Genomic DNA, 14,872 nt, shown 5'->3' with positions numbered 1-14,872 from the left:
AAAAAGAAATGAACCGTTTTATGTTACCTATGCAGTTGACTTGTTTAACACTGGCTGTATGTACACAGTTATATGCTCAAGATAACGTTCTAACAAATTCAGCAAGTCAGACGAGCAGTGTTGAGGCCCAACAAAAAGCAACCACACAACTTGCACCGATTGTCGTGACAGCAACCCGATCCGCAAAGAGTATTGCGGATATTGCGGGGACAGTTTATAGCATTGATCAAGCTGAAATTGAAAAACAGGCTAATGCTGGCAAGAGCATTGCAGATATTTTGGGAACACTGGTTCCATCTCTTACACCGAGTAGCGGAACAACCTCCAACTATGGCATGACCATGCGTGGTCGTGTGGTGCAATATATGATTGATGGTGTGCCACAAATGGGTTCACGTGATGGTTCACGCCAACTAAATAGCATTCAACCGTCTATGATTGAACGTATTGAGGTGGTTTCAGGGGCGACCAGTATTTATGGCTCTGGAGCAACAGGCGGGATTATTAATATTATTACTAAACGTGGTGGTCAAGACCCAATTAGCTTTGAAACTAAAATTGGGGTGACGGCGGGTAATAACTTTAAATCAGATGCTATGGCTTATGAAGCATCACAAAGTGTCTTATTTAATCAAGGTGCATTGCAAGGAGCTTTCGGTGCAAGTTACACCACTCGCGGTGAAATTCAGGATAGCCATGGCAATCGCATAGGACCTGAGGTTGCACAGACAGACCGCCAAGATACGGACACATTAGACCTCAATGGTCGTTTGACGTGGAATATTTCAGATAGTCAAAGCTTAAGTTTTGGTGCGCAATATTTTAAAGATGAACAAGACAGTGAATATGGGGCAGACTATGGTACATACGGTCCTTATAATTTAGCCAATCTTATTTTTAGAACAGCGCCGTCTTTAAAAGCAGTCAAAGGTCTAGAATTATCTGAGCAGCCACAGACTGAAAGATGGGGTGTTAATACTCAATATCAAAATGAGGACATCTTGGGACATGCTTTAAATGCAGAGGCCTATTACCGTAAAGAAAAAGGCCGTTGGTTTCCAACAGTTTCACCACTTGGTAATAGCTCTTTAAATGGTGCATTAGCACAACTTTATCCGAACTATGCAGACCCAAGGTCACCAGATTTTCTAAATGCAATTCGTTATGGCTATGGTGTAGTGCAATCCTCTAATGAAATTGATGTTGCTGGTACACGTTTGATGTTGAGTAAAGACTTTACACTCAATGACCGTATTTTAAACTTGAATTATGGTGTGGATTATGAAAATGAAAAAAACAAAGCGTATGTAACTCGTTATGACTTTGATGATTTCTATAATAGTAATGGTTTAAAGCATACCGCAGTCAAAGATTATAAATTTGGACCTGATTTTGAAAATAATAAACTCGGTTTCTACTTACAAGGTGATTATAACCTGACGGATCGCTTCAACCTGCAAGCGGGTATTCGCCATGAAAGAATTGATAGTGAAGTCTCTGATTCAACACCATATCGAGAAGCTATTCCTGCCGATATTTTGGCAGAATTAGGTTATGACTATGATGCTAAGGCTCTAAAAGGTGGAAAGATTAAGCACGATGCAACTTTATTTAATATCGGTGGTGTTTTCCATTTAACCGATGCTCAGCAAGTCTTTGCGAATTTTTCACAGGGCTTTAGCTTACCAGATGTACAACGTATGCTTCGCGATGTACCAGCCAGTTTTGTAGTAACGAGCAATAATATTGAGCCGATTAAAGTTAACAACTATGAGTTGGGTTGGCGTTTGCAAGGTGAATCAGGTACGAATTTGGGGCTAACAGCTTTTTATAATGATTCAGACAAGGTGGTTAAGTTCAATGGTATTCCAAACTACAACATTGAAGTAATTGATACGGACGAGCGCGTTTACGGTGTTGAAGGAAATATATCCTATCGACTACAACCGAATTGGACAGTGGGTGGAACCATGGCTTATACCCGCGGACAGTTTAAAAATACCGCAGGAAAGTGGCAAGAGCTAGACGCAATTCGTGTTGCACCACTGAAAGGCACGGCATTCTCTGAGTGGCAGTTTAACAACGATATGAGCCTGCGTGTTCAAGCTCTTGCTATCGGTGGTACAGATAAAGCCAAAAAAGATGCGGTAAAGTATGGTTCAACGCTTCCTGCTGAAATCAAAGGTTTCACAACAATGGACGTTATAGCCAATGCCAAAGCAGGTCCAGGTACGGTGGGCTTTGGTGTGTATAACGTATGGAATGCAGACTATAAAACTGTATTTAGTCAGGCTGTCGCACCAACCTATGGTGCCATTTCAAGCTTAGCAGCTCAAGGTCGAACCTATGGTTTGAGCTACACATTAAAATACTAATTGCACAACCAGAGGAGGTAGCTTTCAGCTACCTCTTTGCTTTGTAATCTCGCCTTAAGAAATGGTTTAAATAATAAAATGAATAGCAATAACAAAATCTTTATTGCAGGCAGCCTTGCCAATGGCGCTTGTTTTTCGATGATTTTACCTTTACTGGCACCGTTTATTCGGCAACTGGGGCTGACGGAACTGCAAGGTGGAGCGTTGGTTTCGGCTGGTGCTTTGGTGATGGCCATCTCAGCTATTTATATTTCTAAACAAACTCAAAAATTCAGCATTTATCAATTGTTAAGTATTGGTTTTATCGGTATGGCGATCACTTGGGGCTTATTTGCAGCGGTACTCAGTTATGGGCTGAGTTATGCCATTTCATTTGCTGCTTTGTTTAGTTTACTGATATTGACCCGTGCCAGTACTGGCTTTTTTATGGCGATGCCACAAATTGCGCTGCAAAGTTATGTCATGACGGCTTTTCACAGTGAACAGGAACGTAGCCAGAATATGGCGAAGTTTGGCGCGCTGAACAGTTTAGGCGTGGTGATAGGTCCTTTAGCGACGACATTATTGCTGACATGGAGTATGTTGACACCGTTATGGGGCGCAGTGGCTATTCTAACGAGTATGGCTGCTTGGATTGTACTAGGCTTTCAAGGGAAGCAAGCATCACAGACACAAGAACGGGACGAAACCACGGCTAAATTACAAGACGTGTCTACAGAAAAGCTGCAATGGTCAAAGTTAGGGATTTGGTTATTGTTGGGCTTTAGCTTATATGTCGCTATTGTTACCCTGAATTTAACTGCTGGTTTTTATATCCAAGATCGATTCCATTTCGACACGTATCAGAGTGCAGTGTATTTTTCTCAGTGTTCATTGATTGTGGGGATAGCACTGGTTTTAATGCAATTGGCGATTTCAAAATGGTTTAAGTGGTCGATTAAACAATTGCTTTGGGTCGGTCTTGTGACGATGGTTTTAGGTTTATTACTTTCACTGAGTGCCAGTCAGATTTGGACTTTCCAAGCAGCTTATATTTTTTATGGTATCGCCGTGGCCTGTTTAATTCCAGCTTTTACCACGGGGGCAGCCCAAACCGCACCAGCCACGCTACAAACTAAAATTGCCAGTTTATGCACAGCTACGCAAGCACTGAGTTTCGTTTTTGCACCGTTGTTAAGTACAGGCTTATATCAGTGGAATCAGCATTTACCCTATTATTTTTTATTGGCATTGATGATGGGGCTAATACTGTACTTTAGCTTTAAACACATACAAGCCAACAAGGATCTCAGTAGTGTGGCATGAGATCCTTATCGAGGATGTTTAACCAAGAAGATAAACGACAGCGTGAATTAAAATTGGGCCAAACAGCACCATGAAAATACCAGCTAAAACCATACTGAGACAGGCCGCGACACCTTCTTCTTTATGACGTCTGAAAGCGGTACTGGTACCAAAACCATGTGCGGCACTACCCAATGACGCACCTTGAGCAAATTTAGAATCCAATTTTAGAACAAGCAATACTGTGTTGGCCAAGAGTCCACCAACGATACCCGTAATCACAGTAAATAAAATCACCAGCTCGACTGAGCCTCCGACGGCTTGTGTGACTTCCATGGCAAAAGGGGTAGAGATAGAGCGGCTCATCAAACTATAACTGGTTGCAGCATCGAAATGGAATAAACGTGCCAAGTAAAAAGAGCTGACTACGCCAACCAACATACCCACGATAATGCCCAAAGCAATCGAAAAAGCATGCTGTTGAATGACTTTGCGATATTCATAGATCGGGATGGCAAATGCGACCGTTGCAGGGCCTAACATCCAGACTAACCATTTGCTGTAGTACATATAGTTGTCATACTGAATGTTGAAAAACACCAGACACAAAATAATCAGACAGGGAATAAAAACCGCTGGTGAGAGCAATACATACGGGTATTTTTGATAAAACTTTTTACCCCAAAGATAGGCCAGTACCGTTCCGATAAAACAGATCAAGGCAACGAAATGAATATGCATGATCGTTCCTTAAATTTGACTTTTCAGCTGATGTGACTGCTTGGACTTTTTTTGAAACTTGGCTTCAAGCTTAAAGCCCAAGAAAACACAGTAGGCAGTGCAGGTCATCACGCAAATGGTCCCAAGGACAATAGATAAAACCAGTTGCCAACCTTGGGTAAGAAAAAGATGTTTATATTTAATTAACCCAATAATACAAGGAATAAAAAACAACAACAGTTCAGCTAAAAGTAAATCCGAACCCGATTTAACCCAGTCCAGCTTAAATAGACCCGCTAACAGAGAAATAAGTAAAAGCGTTAGACCCACGACCCCACCTGATATCGGTAAAGACAGGGCGACTTGTATCAGCGTTCCGATATACCAAATCCCAATCAGCAAACCTACTTGAAGAGTAGAACGATAAGGCAATTTGAACGAACGCATTGGAAGACCACAGGGTATAAGTTGTTGGTGTTATTTTAAGTTTGACCCGATCTTGTAATTATGAATAATAAAATAATAATTATGCTTAATTGGAATAATTTTGGATTTTAAAGCGCTAAAAATATTTGTGCAGCTGGTGAAAAGTCACAGTTTTAGTCTTGCTGCGGAGGAACTATCGGTGACTCAACCCACTATTAGTAAATCTTTAAAACAATTAGAAGACGAGATAGGACTGCCTCTATTTCATAAAGGTGAAGCAGGGCGCAAGCGAGAAGTCAAACTGACCTATATGGGAGAACAAGTTTATCTACATGCCGTGCAGATTTTGCAGCAGGAGCAACAGATCTTTGAAGCAGCAGATCAAATTCGTGGGCTGAAACAAGGTGTGCTGAGATTGGGTTTACCACCTTTAGGTTCAGTACTGCTGAGTTCCTTAATCGTTAAATTTCACAAATTGTATCCCAACATTGAATTGAACTTTTTAGAAGTCGGTGCAACAGGCATTGAAGAAGCCATTTTGGCCAAAAAAATTGACGTTGGGATTTTATTGGGCGAGTTAAAACCCAGCATTCAAGGCATTCAAATTATCGATTCACCGTTGTGTTTGCTTTCCAACTACGATTCACAGTGGAGAAAGCGCGATGTGGTGCAGTTTGCTGAACTTCAAGAAGAATCCTTTCTACTATATGCAGACACCTTTACTTTAAATCATGTGATTCTAGATGCGGCGATGGTGGCTGGTTTTGAACCCAAAGTGTTATGCAAAAGTAGTCAGTGGGACTTTATTGCCAAAATGGTCGAGTCAGGTGTCGGTATTGCTTTATTGCCGCAAATTTATTGTGAACAGTTAGATCGCGCAAAATTCAGCGTCAGTCTAGTGGAACAACCCAGCTTGCGTTGGAACTTAAATATGGCATGGAATTCCACCGTAGTGATGAATCCTGCAACTCGTGCATGGTTATCGATCATTGATGAATATAAAGATCAAATTCATTTTTAGAAGTTTCATCTTCAGACACGCTTTATTAAAAAATGAGCTCCATGGTTACGCTTTGATTACTTAATATTACCTAGTGGTTACAAAAAAAACGCCTAAATGCCAATTTATTGATTAATAATTAAACAAAAATGTTTCATAAAATCAGATCAAAGTCTCTGTGCCCGATTTTTGTATAGTCTAAGTGCAAACATAAAAACGGAGGCTAAATGTTTAAATTTAAGAATGATATTGTGCATGGTGCGCTTTTTGACATGGATGGAACAATGTTTGATACCGAACGTTTACGGTTTCAAACCTTGAAACAGGCATCCAAAGAGCTAATTGGGGTCGAGTTTTCAGATGCCTACCTTATGGCATGTTTAGGCTTAAGCGCCCAAAGTGCGGAAGCCTTGGCGCAAAAGCAATATGGGCAGGAAGTTCCCTATGCAGAGATTCGTAAACGGGCAGATGAATTAGAATTAGAAACAGTGCGCCAATATGGTGTGCCGATTAAAAAAGGTTTGGTACAAGTTCTAGAACGCTTACGTAAAGCAGGATTACGTATGGCCGTGGCGACTTCTAGCCGAAGAGCGATTGCTGAAGAGTATTTAATCAATGCCAATGTTTATAAATTTTTTGATGTTTTGGTCTGTGGTGATGAGGTTGAAAAGGGAAAACCACATCCTGAAATTTTCTTAAGTGCAGCACAAAAACTAAACCTTGAACCAGCGCAGTGTTTCATGTTTGAAGACTCTGAAAATGGTATCCGCTCGGCACATGATGCTGGGGGCATCTGTGTACTGTTCAAAGATATTAAAGAACCCAATGCAAGCATGTTGGCACATGCCAATTATTATTTTGAAAATATGTATGACTATCTAACGGAATTAGATATCTACAGCTCACATCTGGAAATGCCCAACTTACAAGAAAGCTTTCCTCAAACTTTAAATCAACTAACTGTGGGGATTCATGGATTTGGCGCCATTGGCGGAGGCTATATTGCACAAATCTTGTCGCATTGGGATGGCTATACGCGTCCTAAAAAAATCTATGCGTCTACACGTAACAGTTTATACCGTTCAGCCGTAAATGCTTTTGGCGCATATTGCATACGTTATGGGCAAGTGTCTTATGATGAGCGTATTGAAAATATGCATATTATCGATGCTGAAGACTTACAGCAGATGCATGCCATGTACGTCGAGTCGAGTTTAATTGCAATTTGTTTAGCTGAAAATGCATTAGCCAGTGAAGCTGCAACCATTGCACAGGGCCTCTATGCACGCTATCTGGCGCAAGATGAGCAAGTTCAAACGCCACTGACGCTGTTAATTATCTTAAATAAAATTGGTGCCAAGCAGTTGGTTCTAGAGCAGGTACGTAAAGCATTGGTAGAGTTAACAGACCATGCTGTTGCTGATTTTATTTTAGAGCAGCACTATTTCTGCGATACGGTCGTGAACCGTATGGTATCTAAGTTGAGCGATAAAAATCTTTATCGTCAACTGTGCATTAAATACAACATTTTTAAGCAATATCAACTTGATGACGAGAGTAATCAAATTGAAGTTGAAGATGTCAGTAAACTGAGTGCAGAACAAGAGCGCCGTGCCAGTGAATATGTAGAAGATTTAAGACAAAATTTCCAACCGAGTCATATTTTACAGCATATGGATTTAATCCTTTTCAATGCTGAAATGGATATGCCGATCTATGTGGAAAACAAAAGTCCCTTACTCAGTAAAATGCGTCAAATGATCTTGGTCGATCAAATTTCAGATATTCAGCTTATTAAAAACCGTTTATGGAATGGTGTACATGCCATGACTGCGTGGTATGCGAGCCTACTCGGGCATCAGACTATTGGTGTAGCGATGGGCGACCCGCGAGTGCAGTATTATGTTGAAAAACTGCTTGCAGAAGTGACGCAAGGTCTGGCGCATTATCTGCCAAAACGCAAAAATGATTTAACGCGTTTAGCCCGAAGTTTTGATCAATCTTGCCAGTATGCCTATAAAGACCCATGTCGTCGGGTTGGGCGTGATCCACTGCGTAAGTTGAGTGCATTTGAACGTGTATTTTCATCGGTCGCATATAATGTCTCGCATGGATTTTCTTTTGAAGCGCTATTAAGTGGTGCGATCTTTGGCTATTTGTATTTGATGGAAGAAGAGGAACAGCCCATAGATCTGTTGTTAGGGCATTTGAAGCAACAACTTCAACAGATGAACCTGTCAAAAGCGCACAAAAAAGCGCTGTATTATGTCATTCAAAAACGTCTCAATGAATATCAAAAAGGTGAGCTGGGAATGGAAGATTTTATGATCCCTGACCAACCTCAAAATATTGAAATGAGCTGTGCTTAGGTCTTCATGACATTCAGATATCTTTGAGCCGACTAAAATGTGAAAACAACATAAGAAAAGCTAGGTAAAAAGAGCTTTTCTTATGGTCTTAAATCTTTTAACGTTAGACCTAAGAGAGACTTGGTTTTTTACAATGAAATGGGATGAGATCGGGGAACAACCGTGTTCAATTGCACGAACGCTGTCGGTGATTGGCGATCGGTGGACGATGTTGATTTTACGAAATGCATTCTTGGGTGCACGCCGTTTTGAAAGTTTTCAACAAAACTTGGGTGTCACTCGTCATGTGCTTTCTGAGCGTTTAAAGCGTTTGGTTGAACATGATATTTTGGAGAAAAGACCCTATACAGATCGTCAAGAGCGCTTTGAATATTGTCTGACTGAAAAAGGTCTGGCTTTATACCCAGTGCTGATGTCCATGGCAACATGGGCCGATCAATGGATGGACGAGGGCTTAGGTCGTCCCGTGCAATTTGTTCATAAAACCTGCGGGCATAGCATTCAGCCACATTTGGTTTGTAACGAATGTGGTGATGCCATACATGCCAAAGACATCAAAGCGATACCGACACAGGTTTATGTCGATGCTTTAGCTGCTCAATCAGACATTAAACAAGCTTAAGTTTATAAACAGTTTGCAGGTTTTGGCACACCAGCCAAACGACTCAGATGGCGCGCTACAAGCCCAGTATTAAACTTTTCTTGCAGTATGGCATTATTGATGTCTGCACTGACTGTTTTCATTAAAAACTTAATTAGCGGACGTGTTGCAGGTGAGTGTCCAAACTGTTGGTAAAACTGACGCACTGCCATGAGGATTTCAAAGTGCCAATCGGTCAATTCAAGCTCTAAAGATTTTGCTAACTCTTTCGCAACCTCTTGATTCCAAATGGTGTAATCAACCAAATGACCATCTTGGTCTAATTCTAAATTCATCTAAACACTCAAAATTATTTCAAACTGATACAACGACTATGGATTAAGCATAGCTCAGCAAACCTAGCATAGCTGATGGTTTCTAGGTTGCTTGGATGGGCAACAGCTATATTTTCAGCATCCTGCTCAAGCACAAATATACAAGGCAACTGCTGAATAAAAGTATGCTCTATATAAAGGGCTGCATCTCCCATTAAAACCACATCATCCCCTGATTGATACAGGTTTTGTAATTTACTCAGCACTTGTTCCGTCGCTGAAAATGGAGACTGCACGAGATAAAGTGTTTTGCTCATAATTGTTTCCTTACCAATACAATACATGGTCAAACTGTTGTATTAAATTGGCATTGAGTTCAACACATTCAATTTCTTGCTCTGTTTGTTGAACAAAGGCAGAAGCTTGATTCTTGGTTTCAATCCAAATTGGGCTTAAGTCATAAAACTCAAAGCTATCAACCATGTTTGAAGCCAGTTTAAACGCATGTTTTAAGGGTTCAAATGATTGAGTATTGTTTAATAAGCTGAGTGCAGCATCTTGCAATAAGACTTTGACTTCACAGCCAAAAGTCGCAAGAACCATCGTTGCAGATAGACTTTCATGTACCTGCAAAGAGTTCAAATTGGCTTGGGTTAAAATAACCAGTACAGATTTCACACAATATACCTTTTAAAAGCAACAAATTCTTGAAAACTTAGCACTTAGAATTGAATTAAGCGCTCTGCAGACTGAACGGCATCGGCTAGTTCCCCTAGGCCTACCAAGTCAAAACCTGTAGCAAGATTATGCTGTGCTAACTGATGACGCTGTGCATTTTCGGCATCGGTAATTCCTCGGGCCAAAGCTGCACTTACACAAACAGGTAGGCGAATGGCGAGTTTTTGCCACTCAGAACATAGATTCCGTTGGTCGTCAGGTACCCATTGCAGGGCATTGGCAACTTGAACAGCATCTTGGTAGAAAAACACTCGAAAGGGTTCATTTTTCGTATGCAGCGCTTGTGCTAAACCTAAAGCATGCCATACATGAATCGAACTGGGTGCGGAGGTAATTAGTAATAAAGTACTCATCAAACTTCACTAGAGGAATGTCCAAATCTTGCTTGGTACATTCGGACTTCATAATAAAAAGGTAGTATACAATGATTTTAGTGACTGGTGGTTTAGGCTTTATAGGCTCTCATATTGCTTTGAGCTTTATGGCGCATGGGCAAGAGGTCATTATTGTAGACAATTTATCCAATGCGAACTTACAAACTCTTGAACGATTAGAATTTATTAGTGGCATGTATGTGCCTTTTGTCAAAATTGATATACGAAATACGCCTGCTTTAAACAAAGTTTTTGAGCAGTATTCCATCGATGCAGTGGTGCATGCAGCAAGTTTCAAATCGCTTGAAGAATCTGTACTCAAGCCTTTGGAATACTATAACGATAATGTCAGTTGTATCATGAGTTTACTGCGTGCCATGCAGCGCACAGGTGTCAGAACTTTGGTTCATCTTTCAAGTCTTGCGGTCTATGGTGAATCCAGCCTACATTTAGAAGAAGATTTAGAACTGAATTACGGCTATCCAAACCCGTATATCAAATCGCAGCAAATGGTTGAAGAAATTATTCGAGATACAGCAAAAACGGATAATGAATGGAAAATTGCAATTTTAAGAATGGGCAATGTTGCTGGTGCATTTGAAAATGCGATGCTCGGAGAACTGTTCCCGCCTTTACCGAAAAATATTATTCCCCTGTTGATGCAAGTCGCTGCAAAACAGCGTGATCACATTGAGCTCAGAAAAAGTGCACAAACCACAGATCATACCGTAGAGCGTAGTTTTTTACATATCCTCGATGCCTGTGATGCGATTGCAGCTTCGTTACAATGGTTAAGCACCCAACAGTTTGCTTGCGAAGCCTTTAATATTGCAGGTCAAAGTGTGTCGATACAGCAGTTGCTTGAAAAAGTTGAAAGCGTGACGCAAAGTGATATTGCTACAGTCGATGTGGTGGATTCGCACATCGTGGAATTAGATCAGGTCGCAGCAGAGTGTAGTAAAGCGAAAAACGTTTTACACTGGCAAGCGAAACGCAGTTTAGAACAAACCCTTGAAGATGGATGGCGATTCTACCGACAAAGTCTAGATGGCCGTTAATTAAATTACTGATAACAATTATCATTTACATATTTTTGCTTAATCATTAAGATAAGGAAAACAAGCGCAAAATAATCATTTTGCAATTCACTTAAAAAGGAAGAGGTTAAAATGCAAACACGTATTGAACATGACACGATGGGCGAAGTTGAAGTACCGAGTGAAGCACTTTGGGGTGCTCAAACTCAGCGTAGTTTGCAAAATTTTAAAATTGGCAGTGAACGTCTACCACGTCCAATGATTCGTGCCATGGGCTTAGTGAAAAAAGCAGCAGCACAGACCAATGCTGAGCTCAACCAAATTCCACAAGAACTGGCGCAATACATCGTCGGTGCTGCGGATGAAGTGATTGCAGGACAGTGGGATAGTCAGTTTCCTTTGGTGGTATGGCAAACTGGTTCAGGTACACAAAGCAACATGAACTGTAATGAAGTGATTGCCAATATCGCCAATCAGAAACTCGGCAATCCCTTAGGTGCACAAAAACCTGTACACCCGAACGATCACGTGAACCGTGCTCAGTCGACCAATGACTCGTTCCCAACGGCGATTCATGTCGCAGCAAGTATTCAGATCAATGAATTACTGATTCCTGCGGTTACCCAGCTTCGAGATACTTTAGAGGCAAAGTCTCAAGCATTTTCAGACATCGTCAAAATTGGCCGAACTCATTTACAAGATGCGACACCCTTAACCTTAGGTCAAGAATTTAGCGGTTATGTTTCCCAGCTCGATCATGGTTTAAAGCGTTTACAACAAGCACTTTCAGGCTTGTATGAGCTGCCTTTAGGTGGAACGGCTGTAGGTACAGGGCTGAATGCTCATCCTGATTATGCAGAAAAATCAGCGGAGCAACTGGCACAGTTGACTGGACTGCCTTTTGTGACTGCACCAAATAAATTTGAAGCATTGGCTGGGCGTGATGCAGCAGTGTTTGCCTCAGGTGCATTAAAAACGCTTGCGGTAAGCTTGAACAAAATTGCCAATGACATTCGCTGGTTGGCAAGTGGCCCACGTTGTGGTTTTGGCGAGTTACGTATTCCTGAAAATGAACCAGGCTCAAGTATTATGCCGGGGAAAGTGAATCCGACTCAAAGTGAAGCGATGACCATGGTGGTGGCGCAAGTATTAGGCAATGACACCACGATTAATGTTGCGGGTGCATCGGGTAACTTTGAACTGAATGTATTCATGCCAGTGATTGCGTTTAATTTGTTGCAGTCGATTCAGCTTTTGGGTGACGCATGTAATAGTTTTAATGATCACTGTGCAGTAGGTATTGAACCAAACCGTGAAAAAATTGACCACTTCTTACATGACTCATTGATGTTAGTTACGGCTTTAAACCCAGTGATTGGCTATGAAAATGCAGCGAAAGTTGCCAAAACAGCCTATAAAGAAGGCAAAACCCTAAAACAAGTGGCTGTGGAGTTGAACTTGGTCACTGCTGAGCAGTTTGATGAAGTGGTACGTCCAGAGCAAATGATTTCCCCAAATGTAAAATAGCCCTTGGTCCAGATGCTCAACTAAAGAGCAAATGAACATCAGCGGTTTTTATCTTTGGGCGAAGTCGGTACAATGGTCGACTAAAGATAAACTGCTGATGAGTTACCATGCTTGATATTTATTTGACAGATGTTCAGAAAAACGTGCAATTTAACGATTATCCGGGTGAACATCCTGTTAAATTTGTTTTAAATTTCAAAAAGATTTTCCCAAGTGTTATGGAGTTATTACTTCCTGTTCTACCTGAAAATGAAAATCTTGAAGAAATGACATGGGAATCAACCACGGCTGACTTTGAACTTTTTAAACTGTTGTTGAGTGGTTGGGGCGTGATTGAATTACGCTTAAACGCGATCAAACAGTTTAAAGATAAAGATTTTGCAGATGCTCTAGTGAAACGTGCACAACAAAAGCGCAAAGACTTTGCAAAAGCACAGCAACAGTTGAAAACAGTTGAACTTGATTATTTATTTATGCATGAGATTCATGCATTGATCGATGCAGAATTGGTTGAACTAGGTGAAAAGTTCTATTTACCTATTCTTCGCGACTTATGGAAAAATAAAATTTCCACTCAAGTCTTAGAAGCCAAATTTTAAGTCATTTAAAAATCCTCCAAATGGAGGATTTTTTATATCGATAGCAAAACTATGTATTTGCGAGCACAAGAAAGTATTTAAACTGCATCTAAAGCACTAAATTTTATTATTTGGTCAAATATTGGAATTAATATTGCTTGATACATTGCGTCATCATTCACAGTATAACCGTAAGGATTTTATAATATGTCAAATCAGTTCATCGACTTAATCACAAAGCGTCGTACCATTTATGCCATTGGTAAAAAGGTCGAGCACAGCCCTGAATTTTTAACTGATTTGATTCAAACTGCCATTAAACAAAGCCCATCATCGTTCAATTCACAGTCATCTCGGGCGGTGATTTTGTTTAATACGCAACATGAAAAGTTCTGGACTTTTGTGGCTGAAAAACTGAAGTCTTATGCTAAGGATGAAGAAAGCGCGACTAAAACAACTGCAAAAATGACCAGTTTTGCAGCAGGTGTGGGAACTGTTTTATTTTTTGAAGATTTAGATGTAATTCAGGGTCTACAAGAGCAATTTCCATCTTATGCTGAAAATTTCCCAGTATGGGCAGAGCATTCAACTGCAATAGCGCAGTTTGCAACTTGGACTGCATTACATACCTTAGGTTTAGGTGCATCTTTACAGCATTACAATCCAATTGTAGATGAAGAAGTCCATGCTGAATGGGATGTTCCTGTCAGTTGGAAACTGCGTGCGCAACTGGTCTTCGGTTCAGTTGAAGGCGAAGCTAAAGAAAGAGGCTTTGTGGATGATGCTGTACGTTTTAAGGTCTTCAAATAATTAATGAAAAAGCCGCTTTATATGGAGCGGCTTTTTCGGCTTAGTTTTTACAGATCGGCTACTTCTTCATTTTTCGGTAGTCACTCGGGCGAATAGGGCGGGTGCCGCGCCATAAACCTTTCTTGTGCTTTTTCGCATGACTTTGTAAAGCATTCATATGTTTCAAATGCTTTTTATCCTTAATATAGTCCTCATAGACCCATGCTGCACCACGTTTGACCATCTCTTCATTCATACTTCTCCGAAAACGGTAGATTTCACCTACACAACGACCGTAACGATCAATGTCTGTAATGCGAACACGAACCACTTTCCGATAAACCATTTTTTTGATTAAGCGTTTGGATTCAGGCCCATAGCTTTGAGTCGACTCAGGCGCATCAATATAGGCAAAGCGTAATTTGGTTTCAGAGCGTCGAAAGTTAAAGCGATAACATGTCAGTGTATCACCATCACTTATAGCCGTAATTCGGCACCAATAGGTTTTACCTTTTTTAAAGGGATGGAGAAATTGGCTGAGAGCATTTTGTATTTTATAAAAAGTAAATACCAATATCAGGCAAAAGGCGAAGCCAATACCGATGAGCCAGCTATTGGACAGATGATCAAACATAGAGGAGAGCAATGGAAAATAAAAATATCAAAAAGACATTGTATGGTAGATACACTATTTAAAATGCTTTAAGTGATCTCAAATGTTTATTTTTCATAACAAAATA

General features: G+C 40.6%; 16 protein-coding genes. 9 read left to right on the top strand and 7 right to left on the bottom strand.

Features of this window, described 5'->3' with window-relative positions; genetic code table 11:
• Window positions 1-8 precede the first annotated feature (8 nt).
• Window positions 9-2,375, top strand: a complete 2,367-nt coding sequence (locus tag KVY11_RS10515) for a TonB-dependent receptor (RefSeq protein ID WP_218288887.1) — start codon at window positions 9-11, stop codon at window positions 2,373-2,375.
• A gap of 78 nt (window positions 2,376-2,453) precedes the next feature.
• Window positions 2,454-3,680, top strand: coding sequence for an MFS transporter (locus tag KVY11_RS10510; protein ID WP_218288886.1), 1,227 nt, complete (start codon window positions 2,454-2,456; stop codon window positions 3,678-3,680).
• 18 nt (window positions 3,681-3,698) lie between these two features.
• On the opposite strand, the gene KVY11_RS10505 is transcribed toward KVY11_RS10510, so the two are convergent.
• Entirely contained in the window at window positions 3,699-4,400 is a 702-nt protein-coding gene (locus KVY11_RS10505; RefSeq protein ID WP_218288885.1) for an LrgB family protein, read from the bottom strand.
• A gap of 9 nt (window positions 4,401-4,409) precedes the next feature.
• On the bottom strand, window positions 4,410-4,826 hold the full coding sequence (locus tag KVY11_RS10500) for a CidA/LrgA family protein (RefSeq protein WP_218288884.1): 417 nt from the start codon (window positions 4,824-4,826) through the stop codon (window positions 4,410-4,412).
• A 100-nt stretch (window positions 4,827-4,926) separates the two neighbouring features.
• On the opposite strand from KVY11_RS10500, the gene KVY11_RS10495 reads away from it, so the two are divergent.
• The 3 genes from KVY11_RS10495 to KVY11_RS10485 all read left to right on the top strand — a co-directional run bounded on the left by KVY11_RS10495 (window position 4,927) and on the right by KVY11_RS10485 (window position 8,796).
• Window positions 4,927-5,826 (top strand): LysR substrate-binding domain-containing protein, encoded by a 900-nt coding sequence (locus tag KVY11_RS10495; protein ID WP_148826153.1) that lies wholly within the window; start codon window positions 4,927-4,929, stop codon window positions 5,824-5,826.
• A gap of 206 nt (window positions 5,827-6,032) precedes the next feature.
• Window positions 6,033-8,174: a bifunctional mannitol-1-phosphate dehydrogenase/phosphatase gene (gene mtlD, locus KVY11_RS10490; protein WP_218288883.1), complete on the top strand. Its 2,142-nt coding sequence runs from the start codon at window positions 6,033-6,035 to the stop codon at window positions 8,172-8,174.
• A gap of 133 nt (window positions 8,175-8,307) precedes the next feature.
• Complete coding sequence (locus KVY11_RS10485; RefSeq protein WP_218288882.1) at window positions 8,308-8,796, top strand: helix-turn-helix domain-containing protein; 489 nt, start codon at window positions 8,308-8,310, stop codon at window positions 8,794-8,796.
• A 2-nt stretch (window positions 8,797-8,798) separates the two neighbouring features.
• On the opposite strand, the gene KVY11_RS10480 is transcribed toward KVY11_RS10485, so the two are convergent.
• The 4 genes from KVY11_RS10480 to tusD are packed head-to-tail and all read right to left on the bottom strand — an operon-like array spanning window position 8,799 to window position 10,180.
• Window positions 8,799-9,110, bottom strand: coding sequence for a TusE/DsrC/DsvC family sulfur relay protein (locus tag KVY11_RS10480; protein ID WP_004979945.1), 312 nt, complete (start codon window positions 9,108-9,110; stop codon window positions 8,799-8,801).
• Between the two features lie 14 nt (window positions 9,111-9,124).
• Window positions 9,125-9,406, bottom strand: coding sequence for a DsrH/TusB family sulfur relay protein (locus tag KVY11_RS10475; protein WP_218288881.1), 282 nt, complete (start codon window positions 9,404-9,406; stop codon window positions 9,125-9,127).
• A 10-nt stretch (window positions 9,407-9,416) separates the two neighbouring features.
• Window positions 9,417-9,767, bottom strand: coding sequence for a hypothetical protein (locus KVY11_RS10470; RefSeq protein ID WP_195728931.1), 351 nt, complete (start codon window positions 9,765-9,767; stop codon window positions 9,417-9,419).
• A gap of 44 nt (window positions 9,768-9,811) precedes the next feature.
• On the bottom strand, window positions 9,812-10,180 hold the full coding sequence (gene tusD / locus KVY11_RS10465; RefSeq protein WP_218288880.1) for a sulfurtransferase complex subunit TusD: 369 nt from the start codon (window positions 10,178-10,180) through the stop codon (window positions 9,812-9,814).
• A 71-nt stretch (window positions 10,181-10,251) separates the two neighbouring features.
• Between tusD and KVY11_RS10460 the strand changes: the two genes are divergently transcribed.
• The 4 genes from KVY11_RS10460 to KVY11_RS10445 all read left to right on the top strand — a co-directional run bounded on the left by KVY11_RS10460 (window position 10,252) and on the right by KVY11_RS10445 (window position 14,153).
• A complete protein-coding gene (locus tag KVY11_RS10460) occupies window positions 10,252-11,259 on the top strand; it encodes an NAD-dependent epimerase/dehydratase family protein (RefSeq protein WP_184118522.1) in 1,008 nt (335 codons plus the stop codon).
• A gap of 111 nt (window positions 11,260-11,370) precedes the next feature.
• Complete coding sequence (gene fumC, locus KVY11_RS10455; RefSeq protein ID WP_218288879.1) at window positions 11,371-12,765, top strand: class II fumarate hydratase; 1,395 nt, start codon at window positions 11,371-11,373, stop codon at window positions 12,763-12,765.
• A gap of 107 nt (window positions 12,766-12,872) precedes the next feature.
• Window positions 12,873-13,364 (top strand): hypothetical protein, encoded by a 492-nt coding sequence (locus KVY11_RS10450; RefSeq protein WP_218288878.1) that lies wholly within the window; start codon window positions 12,873-12,875, stop codon window positions 13,362-13,364.
• A 186-nt stretch (window positions 13,365-13,550) separates the two neighbouring features.
• The gene (locus tag KVY11_RS10445) at window positions 13,551-14,153 is read left to right on the top strand and encodes a nitroreductase family protein (protein WP_218288877.1); all 603 of its coding nucleotides are present in this window, start codon (window positions 13,551-13,553) and stop codon (window positions 14,151-14,153) included.
• Window positions 14,154-14,211: 58 nt separating this feature from the next.
• Here the strand turns inward: KVY11_RS10445 and KVY11_RS10440 are convergent, their stop codons facing one another.
• Window positions 14,212-14,766: a thermonuclease family protein gene (locus tag KVY11_RS10440; protein WP_218288876.1), complete on the bottom strand. Its 555-nt coding sequence runs from the start codon at window positions 14,764-14,766 to the stop codon at window positions 14,212-14,214.
• Window positions 14,767-14,872 lie beyond the last annotated feature (106 nt).

The organism is Acinetobacter sp. CWB-G5, from assembly GCF_019209785.1.
GTDB classification, from domain to species: domain Bacteria; phylum Pseudomonadota; class Gammaproteobacteria; order Pseudomonadales; family Moraxellaceae; genus Acinetobacter; species Acinetobacter johnsonii.
This window is presented reverse-complemented; position numbering and strand designations above follow the sequence as displayed.